22 protein-coding genes are annotated in these 22,931 nt (G+C 73.2%); 10 read left to right on the top strand and 12 right to left on the bottom strand.

Going from position 1 to position 22,931, the window contains the following annotated elements; all coding sequences use genetic code 11:
• Positions 1-17: 17 nt before the first annotated feature.
• Positions 18-1,337: an alpha/beta hydrolase family protein gene (locus BMW99_RS17675; RefSeq protein ID WP_075017112.1), complete on the top strand. Its 1,320-nt coding sequence runs from the start codon at positions 18-20 to the stop codon at positions 1,335-1,337.
• Between the two features lie 80 nt (positions 1,338-1,417).
• Here BMW99_RS17675 and BMW99_RS17680 read toward each other — a convergent pair whose 3' ends face one another.
• The 7 genes from BMW99_RS17680 to BMW99_RS17710 form a co-directional block, all read right to left on the bottom strand.
• Positions 1,418-2,380 carry a carbohydrate kinase family protein gene (locus BMW99_RS17680; RefSeq protein WP_245791507.1) on the bottom strand — a complete coding sequence of 321 codons (963 nt, stop codon included), beginning with the start codon at positions 2,378-2,380 and terminating at the stop codon, positions 1,418-1,420.
• Positions 2,377-3,366 carry a zinc-dependent alcohol dehydrogenase family protein gene (locus BMW99_RS17685; RefSeq protein WP_069466916.1) on the bottom strand — a complete coding sequence of 330 codons (990 nt, stop codon included), beginning with the start codon at positions 3,364-3,366 and terminating at the stop codon, positions 2,377-2,379. Before BMW99_RS17685 ends, BMW99_RS17680 begins: the two co-directional genes overlap by 4 nt.
• Positions 3,363-4,253 (bottom strand): carbohydrate ABC transporter permease, encoded by an 891-nt coding sequence (locus BMW99_RS17690; RefSeq protein ID WP_069466915.1) that lies wholly within the window; start codon positions 4,251-4,253, stop codon positions 3,363-3,365. Before BMW99_RS17690 ends, BMW99_RS17685 begins: the two co-directional genes overlap by 4 nt.
• A complete protein-coding gene (locus tag BMW99_RS17695; protein WP_069466914.1) occupies positions 4,253-5,224 on the bottom strand; it encodes a carbohydrate ABC transporter permease in 972 nt (323 codons plus the stop codon). The genes BMW99_RS17690 and BMW99_RS17695 overlap by 1 nt, the downstream gene beginning before the upstream one ends.
• 1 nt (position 5,225) lies before the next feature.
• The gene (locus BMW99_RS17700; RefSeq protein WP_069466913.1) at positions 5,226-6,593 is read right to left on the bottom strand and encodes an ABC transporter substrate-binding protein; all 1,368 of its coding nucleotides are present in this window, start codon (positions 6,591-6,593) and stop codon (positions 5,226-5,228) included.
• A gap of 201 nt (positions 6,594-6,794) precedes the next feature.
• Positions 6,795-7,556, bottom strand: a complete 762-nt coding sequence (locus tag BMW99_RS17705) for a DeoR/GlpR family DNA-binding transcription regulator (protein WP_075017133.1) — start codon at positions 7,554-7,556, stop codon at positions 6,795-6,797.
• Positions 7,557-7,873: 317 nt separating this feature from the next.
• A complete protein-coding gene (locus BMW99_RS17710) occupies positions 7,874-8,350 on the bottom strand; it encodes a MarR family winged helix-turn-helix transcriptional regulator (RefSeq protein ID WP_075017113.1) in 477 nt (158 codons plus the stop codon).
• 201 nt (positions 8,351-8,551) lie between these two features.
• Here BMW99_RS17710 and BMW99_RS17715 point away from each other — a divergent pair, with 201 nt between their 5' ends.
• Together BMW99_RS17715 and BMW99_RS17720 are read left to right on the top strand one after the other, a co-directional pair.
• Positions 8,552-9,781 (top strand): MFS transporter, encoded by a 1,230-nt coding sequence (locus BMW99_RS17715; protein ID WP_075017114.1) that lies wholly within the window; start codon positions 8,552-8,554, stop codon positions 9,779-9,781.
• 220 nt (positions 9,782-10,001) lie between these two features.
• Positions 10,002-10,784 (top strand): aldo/keto reductase, encoded by a 783-nt coding sequence (locus tag BMW99_RS17720; protein ID WP_107485379.1) that lies wholly within the window; start codon positions 10,002-10,004, stop codon positions 10,782-10,784.
• A 141-nt stretch (positions 10,785-10,925) separates the two neighbouring features.
• Here BMW99_RS17720 and BMW99_RS17725 read toward each other — a convergent pair whose 3' ends face one another.
• The 4 genes from BMW99_RS17725 to rfbB all read right to left on the bottom strand — a co-directional run bounded on the left by BMW99_RS17725 (position 10,926) and on the right by rfbB (position 14,425).
• Complete coding sequence (locus tag BMW99_RS17725) at positions 10,926-11,339, bottom strand: DUF2795 domain-containing protein (RefSeq protein WP_069463906.1); 414 nt, start codon at positions 11,337-11,339, stop codon at positions 10,926-10,928.
• A 228-nt stretch (positions 11,340-11,567) separates the two neighbouring features.
• Entirely contained in the window at positions 11,568-12,329 is a 762-nt protein-coding gene (locus tag BMW99_RS17730) for a G1 family glutamic endopeptidase (RefSeq protein ID WP_069463905.1), read from the bottom strand.
• 216 nt (positions 12,330-12,545) lie between these two features.
• Positions 12,546-13,439 carry a dTDP-4-dehydrorhamnose reductase gene (rfbD, locus tag BMW99_RS17735; protein ID WP_069463904.1) on the bottom strand — a complete coding sequence of 298 codons (894 nt, stop codon included), beginning with the start codon at positions 13,437-13,439 and terminating at the stop codon, positions 12,546-12,548.
• The gene (gene rfbB / locus BMW99_RS17740; RefSeq protein WP_069463903.1) at positions 13,436-14,425 is read right to left on the bottom strand and encodes a dTDP-glucose 4,6-dehydratase; all 990 of its coding nucleotides are present in this window, start codon (positions 14,423-14,425) and stop codon (positions 13,436-13,438) included. The genes rfbD and rfbB overlap by 4 nt, the downstream gene beginning before the upstream one ends.
• Positions 14,426-14,524: 99 nt before the next feature.
• Between rfbB and rfbA the strand changes: the two genes are divergently transcribed.
• Complete coding sequence (gene rfbA, locus BMW99_RS17745; RefSeq protein ID WP_069463902.1) at positions 14,525-15,451, top strand: glucose-1-phosphate thymidylyltransferase RfbA; 927 nt, start codon at positions 14,525-14,527, stop codon at positions 15,449-15,451.
• Positions 15,452-15,483: 32 nt separating this feature from the next.
• Here rfbA and rfbC read toward each other — a convergent pair whose 3' ends face one another.
• Positions 15,484-16,086: a dTDP-4-dehydrorhamnose 3,5-epimerase gene (gene rfbC, locus BMW99_RS17750; RefSeq protein ID WP_069463908.1), complete on the bottom strand. Its 603-nt coding sequence runs from the start codon at positions 16,084-16,086 to the stop codon at positions 15,484-15,486.
• A gap of 190 nt (positions 16,087-16,276) precedes the next feature.
• Between rfbC and BMW99_RS17755 the strand changes: the two genes are divergently transcribed.
• From BMW99_RS17755 to BMW99_RS42665, 6 genes are all read left to right on the top strand, one after another.
• On the top strand, positions 16,277-16,876 hold the full coding sequence (locus BMW99_RS17755; RefSeq protein ID WP_075017136.1) for an acyltransferase: 600 nt from the start codon (positions 16,277-16,279) through the stop codon (positions 16,874-16,876).
• 468 nt (positions 16,877-17,344) lie between these two features.
• Complete coding sequence (locus tag BMW99_RS17760) at positions 17,345-18,658, top strand: hypothetical protein (RefSeq protein WP_245791508.1); 1,314 nt, start codon at positions 17,345-17,347, stop codon at positions 18,656-18,658.
• Positions 18,655-19,425 (top strand): WecB/TagA/CpsF family glycosyltransferase, encoded by a 771-nt coding sequence (locus tag BMW99_RS17765; RefSeq protein ID WP_069462439.1) that lies wholly within the window; start codon positions 18,655-18,657, stop codon positions 19,423-19,425. Before BMW99_RS17760 ends, BMW99_RS17765 begins: the two co-directional genes overlap by 4 nt.
• The gene (locus BMW99_RS17770) at positions 19,425-20,681 is read left to right on the top strand and encodes a nucleotide sugar dehydrogenase (protein ID WP_069462440.1); all 1,257 of its coding nucleotides are present in this window, start codon (positions 19,425-19,427) and stop codon (positions 20,679-20,681) included. Before BMW99_RS17765 ends, BMW99_RS17770 begins: the two co-directional genes overlap by 1 nt.
• Before the next feature lie 3 nt (positions 20,682-20,684).
• Positions 20,685-21,857, top strand: a complete 1,173-nt coding sequence (gene wecB, locus BMW99_RS17775; RefSeq protein ID WP_245791509.1) for a non-hydrolyzing UDP-N-acetylglucosamine 2-epimerase — start codon at positions 20,685-20,687, stop codon at positions 21,855-21,857.
• Positions 21,858-21,961: 104 nt separating this feature from the next.
• Entirely contained in the window at positions 21,962-22,900 is a 939-nt protein-coding gene (locus tag BMW99_RS42665) for a YveK family protein (RefSeq protein WP_075017115.1), read from the top strand.
• Positions 22,901-22,931: the final 31 nt, after the last annotated feature.

A 22,931-nucleotide genomic window follows, 5' to 3' on the forward strand; every position in this document is an offset into this window, starting at 1 on the left:
TCCCTGGGGGAACCACCGTGCAGACACGCCGGGCCGCCGTGCTCTCGGCCGCCGCCGTCGCCCTGTCCGCCCTGTCGAGCCGCGCCGCGTCGGCCGCCGCGCCCGCGCGCGCCTCCGGTTCCGTCCCGGCACCCTCCGGCACGCCGGGACCGGCGGCCGCGGTGTCCGGCGCCCGGGACGGCCTGGTGCGGATGGCGCTGCCCGCGCCGAGCGGGCCGTACGCCGTCGGGACCGTCGCGCTGCGGCTGGTGGACCGCTCGCGGCCCGACCCATGGGTGGCGCGCCCGTACCGCGAGCTGATGGTGTCCGTGCGCTATCCCGCGGGCCGCGCCTCGGGCCACCCGCCGGCCCCGCAGATGCTGCCCGGCGAGGCCGCCGCTTTCGTCGGTCTGAACAGCCTGCAGGGAGTGCCCGCCGAGCGCGTCGACTGGGCGGCGACGCCCACCCACGCGCACCAGGGCGCCGCGGCCGCGGTCGGGCGGTTCCCCGTGGTGCTGTACTCGCCCGGCGCCGGCGACCCGCGGAGTCTGGGCACCACGTTCTGCGACGACCTCGCCTCGCGCGGCCACGTGGTCGTGGCGATCGACCACACCTACGACGCGGCCGGCGTGGAGTTCCCCGGCGGCCGGGTCGAACTCAGCGTGCTGCCCGCCGAGTTCGCGAAAGTCGTGCCCGACCCCGAGCACCCGGACCCGGCGAAGGTCGCGCCGCTGCTGCGCAGGACGGTCGACGTACGGGTGGCCGACACCCGGTTCGTCCTCGACCGGCTGCCGGACGTGCTCGCGCCCCGGCTCCGCGACGCCGTGGACCTCCGGCGCGTCGGCATGTTCGGCCACTCGGCCGGCGGCTTCACGGCGCTCGAGGCGATGTACGAGGACCCGCGGATCGCGGCTGCCGCGAACTTCGACGGTGTGACCGCGTACGTGATGGACGACCCCGACCGCGGCTACCTGTCACCGGTCGCCGCCCACGGCCTGGACCGCCCCTTCCTGCTCGTCGGCAAGGACGGCAACACCCGTCGGACGGTGCCCTCCTGGGACGCGCTGTGGCGGCACAGCAGTGGCCCGCGGCACGGCCTGACGCTGCGCGGCGCCGCACACGCCACATACACCGACGCCGAGGTCCTCGTGCCGCAGATCGCCCGCGCCCTCGACCTGCCGCGGGCCACAGTCACCGGGCTGATCGGCACGATCGCGCCGCGCCGGGCCGTCACCACCGGACGGACCTGCCTGGCCGCGTTCTTCGGCCACTACCTCCGTCCCCCGGTCACCGCCCAGGGCCCGGGCCCGCTGGAGTGGCCGTCGCTCCAGCTGCCCGACCTGCGCCCGTTCGTCTGACGGACGCCTCGCGCCGGCCGGCGTGTCGCCTGCCGTGAACGGCGGCGTGCGACACGCCGGCCGCTGCCGCGAGCGAGCGCCTACAACGCCAGGTCCGCGCGGCCCGGCGGGTCGGCGCCCGTCCGCGTGCAGGTCAGCGCGGCCGCTCGGGCGGCCAGCGTCAGCGCCCCGCCCAGGACCGGTGGGAGGCCACCGCGCCCGGTGGCCTCCCGCAGCCGCGCACGGCTCTCGGGGGCCGGGCCCAGCAGTCCGGCGTCGAGCAGGGCGCTGATCAGGGCGGACGTGAACGCGTCACCCGCGCCGATGGTGTCGGCCACGGTGACCCGGGGCGCCGGCACCTCGAGCGTGCCGCTTCGCCACCAGGCCCGCGCACCCCGCGCGCCGCGCGTCACGACCACCAGCGACGGGCCGCCGCCGGTGGCCCAGTGACGGGCCGTCGCGTCCGGGTCGGCACCGGGGTACAGCCACGCCAGGTCCTCGTCGCTCGCCTTCACGACGTCGCTGGCCGCGACCAGGGCCTCGACCCGCTCCCGTTGCCCTTCGGCCGGGCCCAGCAGGTCCGGCCGCAGGTTGGGGTCGTACGAGACGGTGGCGCGGGGCGCCGCCCACCGCACGGCCGCGAGCACCGTGTCGGCGCCCGGCGGCAGGGCCGCCGCGATCGACCCGGTGTGCAGATGCGCGACCGGACCGGACCGCACGGCCGCCGCCGCCTCGGCCGTCAGCGACCAGGAGATGTCGAAGGTGTAGCCGGCCGCGCCCGACGCGTCGAGCGTCGCCGTCGCGGTGGACGTCGCCTCCCCGGTGACCGAACCGGGGATCAGCAGCACGCCGCCCTCGCGCAGGTGCCGGCGCAGCCGCCCGCCGTGCGCGTCACGACCCACCCGGGTGGCCAGGCGTACGGGATGGCCGAGGCGGCCCAGGCCGAGCGCCACGTTCGCGGGGGAGCCTCCGGGCAGCGCCCGGCCGACCCCGCCCGCCGCGTCCACCACGACGTCGGCGAGCGCCTCGCCGACCACCAGCGCGGGCGCCGCGGTGAACGTCACGGCACCACCTGGATCTTGCGGCCCCGGCCCGCGCTGAACCGCTGGAGGGCCGCGGCGTAGTCCACCAGCGGCAGCCGGTCGCTGATGAACACCTCCGGGTCGAGCACCCCGCCGGCGAACAGTTCGGCGGCCCGTTCGTAGCTGTGCAGCACCGCCATCGACCCGGTGATGGTGATCTCCTGGTTGTAGATGCGGTACGGGTCGATGGTCGCGCGGGTCGCGTAGTCGGCGACGCCGAACTGCAGGAACGTGCCGCCCTTGCCGACGCGCTCCAGGCCGTCCTGGATGGCCGCCGCGTTGCCCGTCGCGTCGATCACGACGTCCCAGCCGCGCGGCCGGTCGATCGCGGCGGCGCTGGTCGCCGTGGCACCGCACCCCAACGCCCGTGCGGTGGCCAGGCGTTCCTCATTGACGTCGACCACGTCGACGCCCGCGGCGCCGGTCCGCTTGGCCAGCTCCAGCATCATCAGGCCCATGGTTCCCGAGCCGTAGATCAGCACGTGCGCCGCCAGCCGGGAGCTCAGCACGTCGTATCCGCGGACCGCGCAGGACAGCGGCTCGATCAGCGCGGCGTCGCGGGTGGCCACGTGCTCCGGCAGTTTGACGCAGTTGGCCGCGGGGGCTGCCGCGAACTCGGCCGCGCCGCCGGGCTTCGTGACGCCGATGGCGTTCCACCGTTCGCACAGGTTGTTGCGGCCGATCCGGCAGTAGTGGCAGGCGTGGCAGTACAGCGACGGATCGACGGCCACCCGGTCCCCGACGGCGAGTCCGGCGACCCCGGAGCCCACGGCGACGATCTCGCCCGCGAACTCGTGGCCCGGCACGATCGGCAGCGTCGGCGCGAACTCGCCCTGCAGGATGTGCAGATCGGTGCCGCACAGCCCGCATGCGGCGACCTGCACCACCACCTCGCCCCGGCCGGGTGCCGGGTCGTCGACGGTCTCGATGCCCACGACACCGGGGGAGCTGATGACGGCTGCCTTCACTTGACGGCTCCAAGGGAGAGGCCCTGGACGAGCTTGTCCTGGGCGGCGAACCCGGCGGCGAGCACCGGGAGGGAGATGCAGACGGCCGCCGCGCACACCTTCGCCAGGAACAGGCCCTGGCTGGTGACGAATCCGGTCAGGAAGACCGGCGCGGTACCGGCCACGACGCCGGTGAGCACGCGGGCGAACAGCAGCTCGTTCCAGCTGAAGATGAACGAGATGAGGGCGGTCGCGGCGATGCCCGGCAGGACCACCGGGGTCACGATGCGGGTGAGGACGGTCGGCAGCCCGGCGCCGTCGATCTGCGCGGCCTCCATGATCGCCACCGGCACGTCGGCCAGGAACGACCGCATCATCCACACCGCGATCGGCAGGTTCATCGAGGTGTAGAGCACGACCAGCAGCCAGATGTCGTCCAGCAGACCGGCGTTCTTCGCGATCAGGTACACCGGCAGCAGCCCGGCGACCGCCGGCAGCATCTTGGTGGACAGGAAGAAGAACATCACGTCCGTCCACTTGCGCACCGGCCGGATCGACAGCGCGTACGCGGCCGGGATCGCCAGCAGCAGCACCAGGGCGGTCGATGCCAGGCTGGCCGTCAGCGAGTTGACCAGCGGCGGCCACGGGCTGACGCCGGTTCCGGAGCCGAAGAACTCGCGGTAGCCGTGCAGCGTCAGCGACGCGCCGACGTGCGGGGGGTTGGCGGCCGCGTCCTGCTCGCTGTGCAGGGAGGTGAGCACCATCCACGCGAAGGGCAGGAAGAACACGATCCCGCAGGCCCAGGCCAGCAGCCCGAGCAGGCCGCGGTGCCGTCGCTCGCGGGCCCGTGCCCGGCCGGACGCGCCGGAGAGGGGCCGCACCCCCGCGGTGGCCAGGGTGGTCGCCATCAGCGGATCTCCTCTCGGAACAGCGACGAGACGGTCCGCAGCGCGAACGTCGCCACGATGATCGACAGGGCGACGACGATCACGCCCTCGGCGGACGCCTGCCCGTAGTCGTGCGCCTGGTAGAAGGTCGTGTAGACGGCGTACGGCAGGTTCGCGGTGCCCAGGCCGCCGGAGGTGAGGGTGAACACCGCGTCGAAGTTCTGCACCACGTACACCGTGCCGAGCAGCGCGGCCAGTTCGAGGTAGCGGCGCAGGTGCGGGAACGTCAGGTAGCGGAAGACCTGCCAGGCCCCGGCGCCGTCCACCCGGGCCGCCTCGACGACGTCGGTGGGACGGCTCTGCAGGCCGGCCAGCAGGATCAGCATCATGAACGGCGTCCACTGCCAGATCAGCGACGCCTCCACCGCCAGCTTCGGCGACTGCGACAGCCAGTCCGGCTGCGGCGCGTCATGGCTGCCGAACAGCCGCCACACCCAGGACAGCGTGCCGTTGATCAGCCCGTACGAGGCGTTGTACAGGGCGTGCTTCCACAGCAGCGCGGATGCCACCGGCACCACCAGGAACGGGGTGATCAGCAGGGTGCGCACGATCCCCCGTCCCGGGAAGCGCCGGTCGAGCAGGAGCGCGAGGCCGAGACCCAGCACCAGGCTGACCAGCACCACCGCCACGGTCAGCACCACCGTGGTGGTCAGCGACGAGCGCAGCTGGGGATCGGTGAACTCGGTGCTGTAGTTGGACAGTCCGGCGAAGCCGCGGTCGCCCGGGTCCAGCGCGTTCCAGCGCATGAAGGAGATCACCAGCGTGCCGACGAACGGCAGTTGGGTCACCACGATCATGAAGACCAGGGCCGGCAGCAGCGGGGCCCTGCGGGACCAGGCTCCGCGCGGCCGGGCGTGCGGCGGGGAGGTGCCGGCGCGCCCGGTCGCGGCACGTGCGGCGGACGACCGCCGGAAGAGCGCCTGGGAACTCATCTCACTGCCCCGCGTACTTGGCCGCGACCTTCTCGGCCAGCGTCTGACCGGTGTGCAGCGCGCTGTCGACGCTCGTGCGGCCCGCGATGGCCGAACTGATCTCCTGGGACACCTTGGTGCCCAGGTCGGTGAACTCGGGGATGTCGACGAACTGGATGCCGGGTGCCGGGCGCGGCTGCACGCCCGGGTCGGCCGGGTCGGCGGCCTGCAGCGCGGTCAGCGTGGGCTTGGCGAAGGTCGAGGAGGCGGCCACGTAGTCGGGGTCGGAGTATGTCGAGGTGCGCTTCCCCGCCGGGACGCGCGACCAGCCGAGCTGCTTGCCGACCAGTTGCTCGTACCCCTTGCCCGACGCCCAGGAGATGAACTTCCAGGCGTCGTCCTGGTGCGTGGACGCCTTCTGCAGGCCCCAGGCCCAGGTGTAGAGCCAGCCCGAGCTCTTGGTCCGGTCGACCGGTGCGGGCGCGTAGCCGATCTTCCCGGCGACCGGTGAGTCGGAGGCCTCCAGCGAGCCGGCGGCGGACGTGGCGTCGTACCACATGGCGGCCTTGCTCTGCTCCAGGTCGTTCAGGCACTCGGTGAACCCGGCCTGCGGGGCGCCGGCTTCGCCGTGCGCGCGCACCAGGCCGACGTAGAAGGACACGGCCTTGGTGAACTCGGGGCTGTCGACCTGGGCCTTCCAGTCCTTGGTGAACCAGGTGCCGCCCATGGTGTTCACCACCGTCGTCAGCGGCGCCATCACCTCACCCCAACCGGGCTGCCCGCGCAGGCAGATGCCCTTCATCCCGGGCTGGGCGCCGTCCGCCTTCGCCGCGAGATCGGCCACCTGCGCCCAGGTGGGTGCCGCGGGCATCGTCAGGCCCTTCGCCGCGAAGACGTCCTTGCGGTACATCAGGAACGAGGACTCGCCGTAGAACGGCTCCGCGTAGATCTGCCCGTTGTACGTCAGCGACTGCGCAATGGCCGGCAGGACGTCGCTCTGCGCGAACGCGGTGTCCGCGGAGGAGTGCGAACTCAGCGACGCCAGCCAGCCGTTCCTGGCGAAGATCGGCGCCTCGTAGTTGGAGATCGAGGCCACGTCGTACTGCCCCGCCTGGCTGGAGAAGTCCTGCGTGATCTTGTCCCGCACGTCGTCCTCGGGCAGCACGGTGAAGTTGACCTTGATTCCCGTGGACTTGGTGAAGTCGGCGGCGGTGAGCCTCTGCAGGTCCACCATCTGCGGGTTGTTGACCATCAGGACGTTGATGGCGTGGGACCCCGACCCGCCGGCGCCGCCGGCACCGGAGCAGGCGGCGGCGAGGAGCGTGCCGCAGACCGCGAGGGCGAGCGGTGGCACGGTACGGCGGGCCGAACGCGAGGTGTGGAGTGTCATGGTGCGTCCCTTTCCTGGCAGGGGGGAGGGTGTGACGCCTGGACGGATGCGCGAAGGAGGGGTCGGGGAGTCAGCAGGGTGAAGAGAGGAAGGAGTGGTGGCAGTGAAGGGATGGGGAAGTGGGGGAAGGGGGACGGGAGGTGCCCGGTGCTGCCCGGAGTTGCCCGCGTCACGGGCGGAGGAAGGGGGCTGAGCGGTGGGTCAGACCCTGATGACCCGTGGACCCAGCAGGGCGTAGCGGTGCGCTTCCGCACTGGACAGACCGGTGTCGGTCACGATCGCCTCGAAGTCGGCGACCTCGGCGAAACGGCAGAAGCTGCTCGCGCCGAACTTGCTGTGGTGGCCCAGGAACACGCGGCGCCGGGACACCTGGAGCGCCTTGGCCTTGACGTCGGCGACCACCGGATCCGGTGTGGTCAGGCCGAGTTCCCTGGAGATGCCGTTGGAGCCCAGGAAGGCCAGGTCGATCACGAAGCCGGACAGCATCTCGCAGGCCCACGAGCCGACGGTGGCCAGGGTCCGGGCCCGGACCCGGCCGCCGAGCAGCAGCACGGTGGTGTTCGGTGAGTCGGCGACCGCCGCGGCGGTGGACAGGGATGCCGTGACCACGGTCAGCGGGCGGTCGCCGGGCAGCAGGGCGGCCAGGATCTGAGGGGTGTACCCCTCGTCGACGAACACGGTCTCGGCCTCGCCCAGCAGGGTGGCCGCCTCCGCGGCGATCCGCCGCTTGTCGGCGACGTGCCGGGTGACGCGCTGGGCCAGGTCCGTCTCGAACCCGGCGCCTTCGACGGGGTAGGCACCGCCGTAGGTGCGGCGGACCAGCCCCCGGCGTTCCAGCACACCCAGATCGCGCCGGATGGTCTCCGGCGCGACCTCCAGATCGGTGGCCATGGCGGTGACCTCGACCTGGCCCTGGTGGCGGGCCAGCGCGAGGATGCGGTGCTGGCGCTCCTGTGCTCGCACGGCCACCTCGCCTCGTCTCCGGTCCGGGCACGGGGTGCCCGGTGCTGCCCGTAGAAGAGTTATACCGCCGTGGACATGCCCGACAGCCGCCCGGAACGGACGACCTTGCGCCCGGTTCCGCCCGTCCCGTGGGTCGCCGACCGCAGGTCGCGGCACGGGTGTCGGGCAGGGCGATCCGATGTGCCCCCGTTGGCGGCCGGACGGCGCCCGGTTCGGGCGCGCTTCCGGTGCCGGGCGTCTACACCTATCGGCGGGCGGTCACGGGCGGGCCGCACGTGGGCCGGACGGGTCCCACCGGGGGAGCGGGACGGGCGGCGTCAGCGGGGGAGCGGCTCGGGGACGCCGCTGCGGGTCTCCTCGACGGCCTTGACGAACGGGGCGAGCTGCGGGTCGGCCGCCGCCAGGTCCAGCGCCTCGCGCAGCGCCGCCGCGTTCGTCGGGCGGGCCGCGGCGAGCAGGTCCAGGCCGGCCTCGCTGACGTCGGTGTAGATGCCGCGCCGGTCGGTGGGGCAGAGGTAGCGGGCGAGCAGGCCGCGCTCCTCGAGGCGGGTGACCAGCCGGGTGGTGGCGGACTGGCTGAGCACCACCGCGTCGGCGACCTGCTTCATCTGCAGGTGACCGCCCTCACCGTCGTGCTGCCTGCTGAGCACGTCGAGCAGCGAGTACTCCCGCACGCTCAGGTCGTGCCCGGCCTGCAGGGCGCGCTCGATGTGCGACTCGATCCGCCCGTGCAGCAGCGACAGGGCGCACCAGCTGTCGGCCAGAGCCGTCAGCGCCGGATCCGTAGCGGTCATGGTCCCTCCTGGGCGGTTCGCGCCCGGGCCCCGCTGCCCGCGGACGCGTTCCCCACTGTAGCGCGTTTGCAAATAACCCGCGCATGCAACTATTGTCGACGCTTGTAAGGAGCTGGCGCTGACAGTGTGCTCGTGACGAGCATCCCACGCACTGGCCCGTACGCCCGCACCACCCACTCGCCACCGGGAAGGTTGTCCCCCATGCCTCTCGCGCTCCTGGCCCTCGCCATCGGGGCCTTCGGGATCGGCACCACCGAGTTCGTCGTCATGGGCCTGCTGCCGCAGGTCTCCGGGGACTTCGGGGTCTCCGTGCCCACCGCAGGACTGCTGGTCACCGGCTACGCACTCGGCGTGGTCGCCGGCGCGCCGCTCATGACGGTCCTCGGGACCAAGATGTCCCGCAAGCGGATGCTGATGCTGCTGATGGGCCTGTTCATCGTCGGCAACCTCGTCTCCGCCGCCGCGCCCGTCTTCGCCGTGCTGCTGATCGGCCGCGTGATCGCCTCCCTCGCGCACGGCGCGTTCTTCGGCATCGGCTCCGTCGTCGCCGCCGACCTCGTGGCGCCGCAGAAGAAGGCCGGTGCCATCGCGATGATGTTCACCGGCCTGACCGTCGCCAACGTCCTCGGCGTACCGCTCGGCACCCTCGTCGGGCAGACCGCCGGCTGGCGCGTCACCTTCCTGCTCGTCGCCGCCCTCGGCGTCCTCGGACTGCTCGGGGTCGCCCGCCTGGTGCCCGAGATGCCCCGGCCCCAGGGGGTGCGCCTCCGGCACGAACTGGCCGTCTTCCGCAACGTCCAGGTGCTCCTGGCGATGGCGATGACCGTGCTCGGCTTCGGCGGCGTGTTCGCCGCCATCACCTACATCGCGCCGATGATGACGGGCGTCACCGGGTACGCCGAGGGGTCCGTCACCTGGCTGCTGGTGCTCTTCGGACTCGGCATGGTCGCGGGGAACCTGGTCGGGGGCAGGTTCGCCGACCGGCGCCTGATGCCCATGCTGTACACCGCGCTGGCGTCGCTGGCCGCCGTGCTCGCCCTGTTCACCGTCACCGCGCACGGCAGGATCACCGCCGCGGTGACCGTCTTCCTCATCGGTGCGCTGGGCTTCGCCACCGTCCCGCCGCTGCAGAAGCGGGTGCTGGACCAGGCGCACGGCGCGCCCACGCTCGCCTCCGCCGTCAACATCGGCGCCTTCAACCTCGGCAACGCGCTGGCGGCCTGGCTCGGCGGCCTGGTGATCTCCGCCGGCTTCGGCTACACGTCCGTCAACTGGGTCGGAGCCGCGCTCGCCACCGCCGCGCTGGTCGTCGCCCTGGTCTCCAGCGCTCTGGAACGCGGGGGACGGCGCTCCGGCCACGTCGTGGCCCGGTTCGCCACGGACGCCGAGGCCGCCTCCGCGCCCTTGTCCGAGCCCGCTCCCACCCGCTGACCACCACCCCTGCTTGTCGCCCGGCGCCCCCCGGCGCCGGTGCCCGAGCCACCCCTCCCGTCTCCCTCCGCACCCCAGCAGAAAGCACCGCACGACGATGAGCACCCCCCAGGACACCCCCACCCGCACCGCCCCCGGCGACCTTCCCGCCCCGGGCCTCCCACCCGTGCCGGCCGTCACCCTGGCCCACGGCACGGCAGGCGGCGCCCGCCCCGTCGCCATGCCGCAGCTCGGCTTCGGCGTCTTCCAGGTGCCCGACGACGAGACCGCCGCCGCGGTCACCGCGGCGCTCGACGCCGGGTACCGCAGCATCGACACCGCCGCGGTGTACGGCAACGAGGCCGGCGTGGGCCGGGCGCTCGCCGCCTCGGGCCTCGCCCGGGACGAACTGTTCGTCACCACCAAGCTGTGGAACGCCGACCAGGGTTACGACAGCACTCTCAGGGCGTTCGACACGTCGCTGGAACGCGTCGGGCTGGACCTCGTCGACCTCTACCTGATCCACTGGCCCGCCCCGGCCGGCGACCGCTACCTCGACACGTGGCGCGCGCTGCGGACGCTGCTCGCCGGCGGCCGCGTCCGCGCCATCGGCGTGTCCAACTTCCAGCCCGCCCACCTGCGTCGCCTCGTCGAAGACGGCGGAGTGGTGCCGGCGGTCAACCAGGTCGAGCTGCACCCCGGGCTGCAGCAGCGCGAACTGCGCGCCGTGCACGCCGAGTTCGGCATCACCACCGAGGCGTGGAGCCCGCTGGCGCAGGGCGCACTGCTCGGCGAGCCGGCCCTCGCCGCGATCGCCCGCCGCCACGGCAGGACCCCCGCCCAGGTCGTCCTGCGCTGGCACCTCCAGCTGGGCACCGTGGTGATCCCCAAGTCGGTCACGCCCGCCCGCGTCCGGGAGAACATCGACGTGTTCGGCTTCGCCCTGGACGACGCGGACATGGCCGCGATCGCCGCGCTGGACCGCGGTCTGCGCACCGGTCCAGACCCGGACGTGTTCAACTGACCGACGCCGTGGCTGATCCGTCGCCAGACCCTGGCCGATGCGCGTCCGACCCGCGGGCCGGTGTGACCGGCGGTCACGGACACGAGGGCCCGGCGGCCCGCCTCCGGGGCGGGCCGCCGGGCCCTCGTCACGGCGCCGCGCTCAGCCGGGCCGCTCGGGGTTCTCCTCCACGCCGAAGCCCATGGCCTGTACCACTGCCTGCACATTGCGGTACTCGTCGCCGCTGGGCAGCTCCGACACCCGGTCCAGCAGACCGTCCGGCGCCATGTTCCGGTGCAGAGAACCGAGCAGCGCCGAGCGGCGTGCCGGGAAGATGCTGGGTTCCAGGTGCCTGGCCAGGTCGCTGCGGACGATGACGTCCTCCGCCGTCATGCCGGAAGGGGCCGCCGGGCTGGGGACCGCCACCTGCCCCGAGACCAGTTCGTAGTCGACCGACTGCGGTTCGAGGGGCTCCTCGGAGCGCACCGCGCGCGAGGCCCGCAGCGCGTCCTGCATCTCCCTCTTGAACTCGTCGTCGCGAACGAATCCGGTCTTGTTGCTTCCCTGGTCGGTCATAGGCCGTGGCCTCCCTCATCACGTGCCGGCCGGCGGGCCCTCCTTCTCACGGACACCGCTGCCTTCGGTCCGGCTCGGGTTTCCGGTCGACTACCCGCCCGATTCGTCCCGAAACAACACTCCCGGCGCGGCGCCGGGAGGGCGGCCGTGCCGGGAGTGCGGCGAACCGGCCGGACCCCAGGCCCGGCCGGTTCGCACGGGGTGACCTTCAGGTCACCGGCTGCGACCTCAGCTGTGGTTCCAGGCCACGCTGAAGTTCTCGCCGCCGGACAGTGCCGACGTCGTGGCCTTGGTGGTGCTGCCCGAGGCCATGTTGATCTTGTCGGGCGAGAAGTTCCCGATCGGCTGGCCGTTCGCGGTCGAGGCGGTGAACGAGGCCGTGCCGAAGTTGGACAGCGGCAGCACGCCGGAGGAGCTGGACGGCGCCTCGGCGATGATCTCGGCCGAGTACTTCTGCGCCGAGCTCGAGCTCTTCTTCGTGGTCTTCGTCCAGCCCTTGGTCGTGTCGCTGAGTGTCAGCGTGAAGCTGGTGCCGCTGACCGACACGGTGGCGGTGAAGTGGTCGCCGGGGCTGACCGTGTTGCTGTAGTTCACCGGGTAGGCCGGGTACATCTCGTACCACGACGAGTAGGACGCGCGGCCGCCCGAGCAGTCGGCCTCGGTGCCGGTCTGCTCCACGGAGTTGCTGCCGTCGCCGTCGATGCCGACCCAGAACGACGAGTACGTGGTGGCGCTGCCGCAGCTCACGGCGGGCTGCACCCAGCTCGCCGAGACGCTGGTGAACGTGCCGCCGGACGCGGCGTATCCGGCCCAGTTGGAGCTGGTGCTGTGGGTGATGCGGCCGCCGGGGCCGACCAGCCGGTGGCTGGCGACGGGCGTGTGCCGGAACGCGGGGCCGGCCGACGCGACCGCTGAGGGCGCGGTCGCGAAGGCGGACAGGGCTGCTGCGGCCACGGCGGATGCGGCGGTGATGCGGATGGTTGCCGACATGCTGCTCCTTCTCGCGGGTCTCGCGGTGCAGGCGCAACGGGCGTAAAGCGGTGAGGTGTACGGGGCGCCCGATGCGTGCTTGTCAGTGTGCAGACAACACTGCGAGGGGTGGCACCAGCGGCTGACAAACGATCGGCAAAGGTCGCGCCAAGTCCCGTGGGGTGCAAGGGCGTCAGTGAAGTAGCCCGCCCGGTAGGGCGGTTGCGGGGTACCGGGTCAGGCCGGGGGAGAGGAGGCCGCCGCGGCCGCGGCCATCACCGGCAGCGCGGCGGCGAGTTCGGTGCGCCAGTCCTTCATCGGCGGCATCCCCGCGCGAGACCAGCCGTCGTGCCCGAGCACGCTGTACGACGGGCGCGGCGCCGGACGCACGAAGTGCTCCGAGGTGGTCGGCCGGACCCGCTCGGGGTCCAGGCCCGACAGGGCGAACGCGGCCCGGGCCAGCCCGTACCAGGTCACCTGGCCGGTCGAGGTCGCGTGGTAGACACCGGCCGGCGCGCGTCCGGCCAGCGCCGCCCCGCCGAGTGCGGACAGCCGCACCGCGAGCGCCCGCGACCAGGTCGGCTGGCCGACCTGGTCGTCCACCACGTCGAGGGTGTCCCGCTGCGCGGCGAGCCCGAGCACGGTGCTCACGAAGTTGCGGCCGTACGCCCCGTACAGCCAGGCCGTGCGAACCACGAAGCCGTAATCCGGCAGCAGTTCGCGCACAGCCAGCTCGCCGGCCAGCTTGCCGCGGCCGTAGGCGTTGACCGGCCCGGTCGGCGCGTCCTCCCGGTAGGGGCGGGTCGCGTCGCCCGGGAAGACGTAATCGGTGGACACCTGGAGCAGGACCGCGCCGTGCCGCGCGCAGGCGGCCGCGAGGCTGCGGGCGCCCTCGCCGTTGACCCGGGTGGCCCCGGCCTCCGCGCGCTCCGCGCCGTCGACGTCGGTCCACGCCGCCGCGTTCACCACCACGTCGTGCCCGGCGACCGCCGTGTCGGCCGCCGCGGCGTCGGTGACGTCCAGCGCGGCCCTGGCCAGTCCGGTCACCGCCACGCCCGGCGTCCCGCTCAGCACCTCCACGACGTCGCGGCCCAGCATCCCGCCCGCGCCGGTCACCAGCCAGCGGCTCATCGCGGCAGTTCCGCCTTCGCCTTCAGCGGCTCCCACCAGGAGCGGTTGTCGCGGTACCAGGCGACGGTCGCGGCCAGACCCTCGTCGAAGTCGACCAGCGGCTGGTAGCCCAGCTCGCCGCGGATCCGGTCGATGTTCAGGGAGTAGCGCAGGTCGTGGCCCTTGCGGTCCTGCACCCGCTCCACCCGGTCCCAGTCCGCGCCGCAAGCCGTCAGCAGCCGCCCGGTCAGCTCCCGGTTGCTCAACTCCGTGCCTCCGCCGATGTGGTAGACCGCGCCGGCCCGGCCCCGGTGCAGCACCAGGTCGATCCCCCGGCAGTGGTCCGCCACGTGCAGCCAGTCCCGCACGTTGCTCCCGTCGCCGTACAGCGGCACCTCGCGCCCGTCCAGGAGGTTGGTGACGAACAGCGGGATCATCTTCTCGGGGAAGTGGTACGGCCCGTAGTTGTTGGAGCAGCGCGTCACCGTCACGTCCAGGCCGTGGGTGCGGTGGCAGGCCAGCACCATCAGGTCGGAGGCCGCCTTCGACGCCGCGTAGGGGGAGTTGGGGGCCAGCGGCGAGGACTCCGTCCAGCTGCCCTCGTCGATCGAGCCGTACACCTCGTCCGTCGAGACGTGCGCGAACCGTCCGACGCGGTGCCGCAGGGCCGCGTCCAGCAGCACCTGCGTGCCCAGCACGTTGGTCGTCACGAACGGCGACGCGTCCACGATCGACCGGTCGACGTGCGACTCGGCGGCGAAGTGCACCACCGCGTCCTGCCCGGCCGTCACCGCGTCGACCACCGAGCGGTCGCGGATGTCGCCGTGCACGAAGGTGAGGTCCGGGTGCCCGGCGACATCGGCGAGATTCGCCTCGTTGCCCGAGTAGGAGAGGTTGTCCAGGACGGTGACACGGGTCCCGGGCCCGGACGGCAGCTCGCCGCGAAGGGTGGCCCGAACGAACTGCGATCCGATGAAGCCGGCCCCGCCGGTGACGAGTATGCGCATGGGACCGCCATCGTAGGGGACACAGGCCGCGCACGGTGATGTTCGGGGAACTTCGCGGTCCAACGATGGGAAACCCCCGCGATCGCTATCATCACCGGCATGCGTGGGATAGTGCTCGCCGGGGGGACGGGGTCGCGCCTGTGGCCGATCACCAAGGCCGTCTCCAAGCAGCTGATGCCGGTCTTCGACAAGCCGATGGTGTACTACCCGCTGACGACCCTGGTGACCGCGGGCGTCCGGGACATCCTGATCATCACCACCCCCGACGACCGGCCGCAGTTCGAGCGGCTGCTCGGTGACGGGTCCCCGTTCGGTCTGCGCTTCCGTTTCGCGGTGCAGGAGAGCCCGGCCGGCATCGCCGAGGCGTTCGTCATCGGCGAGGAGTTCATCGGCGGCGAGCCCGTGGCGCTGGTGCTGGGCGACAACATCTTCCACGGCGACGGGCTCGGCCGGCAGCTGCGCGGCTGGACCCGGCCCGAGGGCGGTGTGATCTTCGCGCACGCCGTGGCCAACCCGGGCGACTACGGCGTCGTGGAGTTCGACGAGAGCGGCCGGGCGCTGTCGATCGAGGAGAAGCCGGCCCGGCCGCGCTCCCGTTACGCCGTGCCCGGCCTGTACTTCTACGACGCCGAGGTGGTGGAGATCGCCCGGAAGCTGATCCCCAGCGCCCGCGGCGAGCTGGAGATCACCCACGTCAACCAGGAGTACCTCAACCGCGGGCGGCTCACCGTCTCGGTACTGGACCGCGGCACGGTCTGGCTCGACACCGGCACCTTCCAGTCGCTCGTCCAGGCGTCGGAGTACGTCCGCGTGGTCGAGGAGCGGCAGGGGTTCAAGATCGGCTGCATCGAGGAGGCGGCCTGGCTGGCCGGCTTCATCGACGACACGCGACTCGCCGAGCTCGCCGAGCCGCTGCTGAAGAGCGGCTACGGCGCCTACCTGCTGGAACTGCTGAGGCAGCGCCGCCACGACACCGGGTTCGGTCACCGCACGGGGCTGTGGGACCGCGGCCGGGGCCCGGCCTGAGGGCGGGGCCCCGCCCGCCGCGTCCCCGTCCGTCAGTCCCGCCCCGCGCCCTGCGCGCGGTACAGCGCCAGGCAGTCCTCGTACGACGGCAGCATTCCCCGCTCGCGCGCCTGCGCGAGGGTCGGCGCCTGCGCGTCCTTGTCCGACAGCAGCCGCCGCGCGCCCGCGGGCCACGGCAGGTCCAGCGCCGGGTCCAGCGGGTCGATCGCGTGCTCCCGCTCGGGCGCGTAACCCTCCGAGCACAGGTACACCACCGTCGCGTCGTCGGTCAGCGCCATGAACGCGTGGCCCAGCCCCTCGGAGACGAACAGGGCGGAGTGATCGACGTCGTCCAGCCGTACCGCCTCCCACGTGCCGAACGTGGGGGAGCCGACCCGGACGTCGACGACCACGTCCAGTACGGCGCCGCGTACGCACGTGACGTACTTCGCCTGGCCCGGAGGTACGTCGGCGAAGTGGACGCCGCGCACGGTCCCGCGTACGGACACCGAGTGGTTCGCCTGCGCCAGACGCAGGTCGCGACCCGTCGCCGCGGCGAACTCGCCCCCGCGGAACCACTCGTGGAAACCGCCCCGGGCGTCGGTGAAGACCTTCGGTTCGTGCACCCAGGTCCCCGCAATGCCGAGCTGCCTCATCCCCATCACGCCTTCGGTGTCGTGAGCGTCCCGCCCGGCCCTCGCCGGCAACGCCCCATTGTGTCCACCCGGCGGCGCCGCCACGCGCGGATCACCCGGCTGCCCGCGATCGCCCTCGCGCCCGCCCGGAACGCCCCTATGCTCACGCCACGGACTGGGGAGTCCGGGGGTGTTCTGGGGAGGCGGCGGCATGCCGACACGTATTCAGCCCACCGCGCAGGTGGACGGCACGGCGGAACTGGGCGACGGCACGACGGTCTGGGACCTGGCGCAGATCCGCGAACAGGCCAGACTCGGCCGCGAATGCATCATCGGGCGCGGCGCCTACGTGGGGCCGGGCGTGCGCATCGGCGACCACGTGAAGCTGCAGAACCACGCGCTGGTCTACGAGCCGGCCGAGCTGGCCGACGGTGTCTTCGTCGGGCCCGCCGCGGTGCTGACCAACGACTACTTCCCGCGCTCGGTCGACCCCGAGGGGCGGCTCAAACGCGGCGGCGACTGGGTGGCCGTCGCGGTGCGGGTCGGCGAGGGCGCCTCGCTGGGCGCGCGCTCGGTGTGCGTGGCGCCGGTCGCCGTCGGCCGCTGGGCGCTGGTCGCCGCCGGTGCCGTCGTCACCCGTGACGTGCCGGACTTCGCCCTGGTGGCGGGCGTCCCGGCGCGCCGGATCGGCTGGGTGGGCCGGGCCGGGGAGCGGCTCGCCGAGGTCGAAGGGGAACCCGGGGTGTGGCGCTGCCCGCGCACCGGAGCCCTGCACGACGAGAAGGACGGAACGCTGTTCGAGCGCGGCTGACCGGACCGCGCCGCACGGCGGGGCGGGCGCCCGGACGCCACGGAACGGAATCCGGACCGCGGCCGCACCGGCAGCTTCCGGTGTTTTTCCGAAAAGCCTGAATCGGCGGACATCGCTCGGCATATCGTGTTCCTCACGTTGCGGGCCGGACGCGGTGAACTGCCGTGTCCGGTGGGGGGTTTCAGTGATCGGTGACGGCAACGGCGAACTGCGGGACGCGGCGGAGGCACCGCCGCGCGGCGCGGCCGCCGGCGCCGTACCCGTGTCCGGTGTGGGGCCGGACCGCCGCGAGTCCGATCGCGAAGCGACCAGGGGGCTGGTGTGCCGTATCCGCAGGGCCTGGCGTGTCGACCGCACGCCGCAGGACCGCCCGCCGCCGACCGGCACCGCGCGCAGGGCTGACCGCGGTGCGGGGCGCGGCAGAGCACGCACGCGGCACCGCCTGCCCATGATCATTGTGAGGGGACGATGACCACGACACGTCTCGCCGCGCTCGCCGGCGAGGATCCACCGCTCCACGAGCTGGCGGAACGGCTCCTGTCCGTCGCCGAGTCGGGCCTGCCGGCGATGTACCTGGCGGACCGGGACACCTTCGTCTTCACCCGGGCCGCCCGCGAGCCCGCAGGCCGGCCCCCGTCCCACGGGGCGGACCCCGCCTGGCGGTTGGAGAACCGCGGCACCAGCCTGCGGTACTCGGCCATCACCGCGCTCGGCGCCCGCCTGCTGCCCGAAGCCCGGCAGCGGGCCGTGCTCGGCGGGCACACCGCCGAGGAGTTCACCGGACTGCTCGTCCAGCAGCTGCCGGGCACCACGAACCTCGGGGACGCCGCACTCGTCGCCTGGGCCGCCGCGGAGACCGGCCACCCCAAGCTCGCCGACGCCCTCGACCGGGTCGCCGCGCTCGACACCGGCGACGGCCCCCGGTACACCGTGGAGGCCGCCTGGGTGCTGTCCGCGCTCGCCGCGGCACGCGCGACCGCCGACGTGGAGCCGCGGCTGGCCGCCGCCCGCGACCGGCTGCTGCGCTCCCGTGCCGCGGGCAGTCCGCTGTTCCCGCACGCGACGGCCCCCGGGCTCGTCCCGCGCTACCGGGCCCACGTCAGCTGCTTCGCCGACCAGGTCTACCCGCTGCAGGCCCTGGCCCGGCTGCACGCGAGCGGACGCGACGCGGAGGCACTGGCCGCCGCCGACGCCTGCGCGGCCCGCATCTGCGACCTGCAGGGCGACGCGGGCCAGTGGTGGTGGCACTACGACGCCAGGACCGGCGCCGTCATCGAGGGCTATCCGGTCTACAGCGTGCACCAGCACGCGATGGCGCCCACCGCGCTGTTCGACCTCACGGACGCCGGCGGCGCCGACCACGGCGCCGCGGTCCGCCGCGGCCTGGCCTGGATGGCCGGGCCGCCCGAACTGGCCGGGACCGGCCGGAGCGAGCCGATGATCCTGGACGAGGACGGCGTCACCTGGCGCAAGGTGCACCGGGGCGACCCGGCCAAGGCGGTCCGCGCCGCCCGCGGCCTGGCGACCCGCCCGCTGCCCGGAGCCCGCCTCGGCGTCCTCGACCGCGTGTACCGGCCCACGGCCGTGGACCGCGAGTGCCGCCCCTACGAGTTCGGCTGGATGCTGTACGCCTGGCTCGCCCCGCAGCGCACCGGTGGCGCACAGGACCCGGAGCCGCGGGCCGCCGCCGAGCCACCGGCCGTCCCCGGGCCACCGACCGTCCCCGAGCCCCGGACGGCCGTCGAACCCCGGACCGCAGCCGAGCCGGAGGCCCGCGGATGACCCCCCGAAGAACCCTGTTCGGGGTCGGGATCGACCCCCTCACCATGGACCAGACCGTGGAGCGGTGCCTGGACGCCGTGCGCGCGCGGCGCCCGCTGGAGGTCGGCGTCGTCAACGCCGCCAAGCTCGTCACCATGCGCCGCGACCCGCGGCTGCGCGACGCCGTCGCCGGCTGCGACCTGGTGGTCGCCGACGGCCAGGCCGTGGTGTGGGCGGCGCGGCTGCTGCGCGCCCCGCTGCCCGAACGTGTCGCCGGCATCGACCTGTTCATGCGTCTGCTGGCCGCCGCCGAGCAGGAGGGCTTCGCCGTCTACTTCCTGGGCGCCACCGAAGAGGTGCTGGAGAAGATGAACCGCGAAGTCGCCTCCCGCTTCCCGGCGTTGAAGGTCGCCGGGTCCCGCAACGGCTACTTCGGCGACGACGAGCAGCCGCGGATCGCGGACGCCGTCCATGCCAGCGGCGCCCAGCTGCTGTTCCTGGGCATGACGTCGCCGAAGAAGGAGATCTTCACCGCCGCCTACGGCAAGCGCACCGGAGTCCACGTGGTGCACGGCGTCGGCGGCTCGTTCGACATCCTGGCCGGCGTCACCCGCCGCGCCCCGCTGGCCTGGCAGCGGCTCGGCCTGGAGTGGCTCTACCGGCTGCTGCAGGAACCGCGCAGGCTCGCCCGCCGCTACGTCACCACCAACGCGGCGTTCCTGGCGATGACGGCCCGCGAACTCGTCCGCCGCACCCCGGCAGCCCCCACCGCGAACAGGAGTTACTGATGCGTGTCGTCGTGGTCGGACAAGGCTATGTAGGGCTGCCCCTGGCGATCCGGGCGGCCGAGGTGGGACACGAGGTCGTCGGCTACGACGTGGACTCCCGCCGTATCAAGAGCCTGGCGGCAGGCGTCTCCTTCGTCGAGGACGTCTCCTCCGAGCGGATCGTCGCCGCGCTGGACAACGGCAGTTACCGTGCCAGCGACGCGGCCCGCGACTGCGGCGGCTTCGACGTCGCCGTGGTCACCGTGCCCACCCCGCTGCACGAGGGCGTCCCCGACCTGCGCTACATCGAGGAGTCCGCGCGGACCCTGGCCCGCTACCTGCGGCCCGGGGCGACGGTGGTGCTGGAGTCCACCACCTATCCCGGCACCACGCAGGAGCTGTTCGCGCCGCTGCTGGAGGACGGCTCGGGGCTGACCGCCGGCGCCGACTTCCACCTCGGCTACAGCCCCGAGCGCATCGACCCGGGCAACAAGGTGTGGGGCTTCCAGCAGACCCCGAAGGTGGTGTCCGGGGTCGACGCGGCCTCGCTGAAGGCCGTCCAGGACTTCTACGGCGGCCTGGTCGACACCACCGTGCCGGTCGGCTCCCCGAAGGAGGCCGAACTCGCCAAACTGCTGGAGAACACCTTCCGGCACGTCAACATCGCCCTCGTCAACGAGATCGCGATGTTCGCCCGCCACCTCGACATCGACGTGTGGCAGGCCATCGACGCCGCCGCCAGCAAGCCGTTCGGGTTCATGAAGTTCACCCCCGGGCCCGGCGTGGGCGGCCACTGCCTGCCCATCGACCCGTCGTACCTGTCGTGGCGGGTGCAGCGCGAACTCGGCCAGAGCTTCCGCTTCGTGGAGCTGGCCAACGACATCAACGGGCACATGCCGGAGTACGTCACCCGGCGGATCATCGACGCCTTCAACCGGCGCCGCCGCTCGGTCAACGGCTCCAAGGTGCTGCTGCTGGGCCTGGCCTACAAGAAGAACACCGGCGACGCCCGCGAGTCGCCCTCGATGCGCATCTCCCAGCTCCTCCTCGACATGGGCGCCAAGGTGCGGGCCGCCGACCCGCACGTGGTGGAGACCGCCGCCGTCGACCCGCGGCTGGTGCGGGTCGAGCTGACCCGCAAGGAGATCGCCCAGGCCGACGTGGTGGTGCTGCTGACCGACCACGACGCCTTCGACTACGACCTGGTGACCGAGCACGCCTCCTTCGTCCTGGACTGCCGCAGACGGCTGGCGGGACCCGCGGTGGAGGTGCTCTGACCCATGGCGGCGACCATGAACAGCGGTACCGCGGGCAGCGGGCCGAGGAGCGGCGGCGCGGCACGGATCGTGTGCGTGGCGGGCGCGCGCCCCAACTACATGAAGATCAAACCGGTGATGGACGCCCTGGAGCGGCGCGGCGCCGAGGTCGTGCTGGTCCACACCGGGCAGCACTACGACGAGTCGATGAACGGCGTCTTCTTCCGCGACCTCGGCATCAGGCCGCCCGACCGCTTCCTCGGGGTCGGTTCGGGCACCCACGCCGAGCAGACCGGGCGGGTCATGGCCGCCTTCGAGCCGCTGCTCGCCGAGACCGCCCCGGACGCCGTGGTCGTCGTCGGCGACATCAACTCCACGGTGGCCTGCGCACTGGTGACGGCCAAGGCCGGCCCCCTGCTGGCGCACGTGGAGGCCGGACTGCGCAGCCGCGACTGGACGATGCCGGAGGAGGTCAACCGCGTCGTCACCGACCGGGTCAGCGACTACCTCCTCGCACCCTCGCCGGACGCCGCCGCCAACCTGCGCGCCGAGGGCTACCGCGAGGACCAGATCCACGTCGTCGGCAACGTCATGATCGACAGCCTGCTCGCCAACCTGGACCGTGCCCGGCGCGGCGGCGCACTGGAGCAACTGGGCCTGACGCCGGGGGAGTACGGCCTGGTGACGCTGCACCGGCCGGCCAACGTCGACGACCCGGAGGTGCTCACCGGCCTGCTCAAGGCCCTCGGCGAGGTCGCCTCCCGCTGCCCGCTGGTGCTTCCCGTGCACCCGCGCGCCGCGGACCGGCTCGCCGACCTCGGCGTCCCCGGCGGTCTCCGGCTCGTCCCCCCCGCCGGTTACCTCGACTTCATCGCGCTGCAGGACTCGGCCAGGATCGTCCTCACCGACTCCGGCGGCGTGCAGGAGGAGACCACCGCCTTGGGCGTGCCGTGCGTGACGCTGCGGGACAACACGGAGCGGCCCGTCACCGTGGAGCAGGGCACCAACGTGCTCGCCGGGCGCGACCCGGAGCGGATCGTGGCCACCGCGCACGCGGTGCTGGACGACCCGCCCGCACCGCGCCGCCCCGAACTGTGGGACGGCAGGGCGGGGGAGCGGATCGCCGAGGTCCTGCTCGACCGGGATGCCGCCACCGGCCGCCCGCGGCCCACCGACCTGCCGGTGCCCGCCACGTGAGGGGCCCGCTGAGCAGGGCCGTCGCGACGGCTGAAACAGCCCTCGTCCGGGCATCGCACACCATATGCTGATCGCGCGTCACGGGGACGCGAGGGGGGTTGTGAATGGATCTCGCGGAGATCGCCCGCGTCATGCGCCGGCGATGGTATGTCCTGCTGCCCGGGCTGCTGTTGACGGTGGCGCTCACCGCCGGCGCCTACCTCAAGGTGCCGGTGACGTACACGTCGCAGAGCACGGTGGTGCTGCTCAACTCGCAGAAGGCGACGGTGGCGTTCGGCGGGAACCCGTTCCTCAGCTCGCAGATCGCGCTCAACGGCATGGCCGACAGCCTCGCCCGCAGCCTCAACTCCGACGCCGCCGTGGCCCATCTCAAGGCCGAGGGGTCCACCGCCACGACCTCGGCCAAGCTGGCCGACAACGCGGTGGGACCGCTGCTGTGGCTGACGGCCAGCGGCACCGACAAGAAGGCCGTGCTGGCCGCGGACAAGCTCTTCACCACGTACGCGGCCGAGCAGCTCGACCAGTTCCAGTCCCAGCAGTCCGTCGTGCCGCAGGCCCTGATACGCATGGCCACCATCGTGCCGCCGCAGAACCCGGTCGCCCAGACCAAGACCCGCTACGAGTACCTGGCCCTGGCCGCGGTGCTGGGCGTCGTGCTGAGCATGGTCGCCACGTTCTACGTGGAGGCCCGGCGCAGGGGACCAGTGGCGGGCCCGGCCGGGCAAGCGGCCGGAGGCCAGCAGCCGGACGCGCCCGCACGGGCCGAGACGCCGCAGGCCGCCGAGGACCCGGCGGCCGGGCAGCGTTTCGCGCCCCCGCGCGCGGAACGGCCGGAGCCCGCCGCGGCCCGCAAAACCCCCAGCTGGTCGGTGCCCGGCGCGCTGGACCGCGACGCGCTGGAGGTGGGCGCGCTGGAGGCCGACCCGTCGGCGGCGCCCTCCGACCCCGGCGCCACCGGGGCGGCGGACCCGTCGGGAATGGCCGACGTGACCGGCCTGCACGGCGGCGACGCGGCCGGCAACGACACCCACCGGTTCGTGTAACACCCCGCCTCCCGCACGCCGCAGGGCAAGG

This window comes from Actinacidiphila rubida (assembly GCF_900110255.1).
In the GTDB taxonomy this organism is placed as follows: domain Bacteria; phylum Actinomycetota; class Actinomycetes; order Streptomycetales; family Streptomycetaceae; genus Actinacidiphila; species Actinacidiphila rubida.

Excerpts from the sequence above, each read along its gene's own strand:
- BMW99_RS17690 (WP_069466915.1), bottom strand. The coding sequence starts at position 4,253 with ATGGCGACCACCCTGGCCACCGCGGGGGTGCGGCCCCTCTCCGGCGCG.
- BMW99_RS17695 (WP_069466914.1), bottom strand. The coding sequence starts at position 5,224 with ATGAGTTCCCAGGCGCTCTTCCGGCGGTCGTCCGCCGCACGTGCCGCG.
- BMW99_RS17700 (WP_069466913.1), bottom strand. The coding sequence starts at position 6,593 with ATGACACTCCACACCTCGCGTTCGGCCCGCCGTACCGTGCCACCGCTC.
- BMW99_RS17710 (WP_075017113.1), bottom strand. The coding sequence starts at position 8,350 with ATGACCGCTACGGATCCGGCGCTGACGGCTCTGGCCGACAGCTGGTGC.
- BMW99_RS17715 (WP_075017114.1), top strand. The coding sequence starts at position 8,552 with ATGCCTCTCGCGCTCCTGGCCCTCGCCATCGGGGCCTTCGGGATCGGC.
- BMW99_RS17720 (WP_107485379.1), top strand. The coding sequence starts at position 10,002 with ATGCCGCAGCTCGGCTTCGGCGTCTTCCAGGTGCCCGACGACGAGACC.
- BMW99_RS17725 (WP_069463906.1), bottom strand. The coding sequence starts at position 11,339 with ATGACCGACCAGGGAAGCAACAAGACCGGATTCGTTCGCGACGACGAG.
- BMW99_RS17730 (WP_069463905.1), bottom strand. The coding sequence starts at position 12,329 with ATGTCGGCAACCATCCGCATCACCGCCGCATCCGCCGTGGCCGCAGCA.
- rfbD (WP_069463904.1), bottom strand. The coding sequence starts at position 13,439 with ATGAGCCGCTGGCTGGTGACCGGCGCGGGCGGGATGCTGGGCCGCGAC.
- rfbB (WP_069463903.1), bottom strand. The coding sequence starts at position 14,425 with ATGCGCATACTCGTCACCGGCGGGGCCGGCTTCATCGGATCGCAGTTC.
- rfbA (WP_069463902.1), top strand. The coding sequence starts at position 14,525 with ATGCGTGGGATAGTGCTCGCCGGGGGGACGGGGTCGCGCCTGTGGCCG.
- rfbC (WP_069463908.1), bottom strand. The coding sequence starts at position 16,086 with ATGAGGCAGCTCGGCATTGCGGGGACCTGGGTGCACGAACCGAAGGTC.
- BMW99_RS17755 (WP_075017136.1), top strand. The coding sequence starts at position 16,277 with ATGCCGACACGTATTCAGCCCACCGCGCAGGTGGACGGCACGGCGGAA.
- BMW99_RS17760 (WP_245791508.1), top strand. The coding sequence starts at position 17,345 with ATGACCACGACACGTCTCGCCGCGCTCGCCGGCGAGGATCCACCGCTC.
- BMW99_RS17765 (WP_069462439.1), top strand. The coding sequence starts at position 18,655 with ATGACCCCCCGAAGAACCCTGTTCGGGGTCGGGATCGACCCCCTCACC.
- BMW99_RS17770 (WP_069462440.1), top strand. The coding sequence starts at position 19,425 with ATGCGTGTCGTCGTGGTCGGACAAGGCTATGTAGGGCTGCCCCTGGCG.
- wecB (WP_245791509.1), top strand. The coding sequence starts at position 20,685 with ATGGCGGCGACCATGAACAGCGGTACCGCGGGCAGCGGGCCGAGGAGC.
- BMW99_RS42665 (WP_075017115.1), top strand. The coding sequence starts at position 21,962 with ATGGATCTCGCGGAGATCGCCCGCGTCATGCGCCGGCGATGGTATGTC.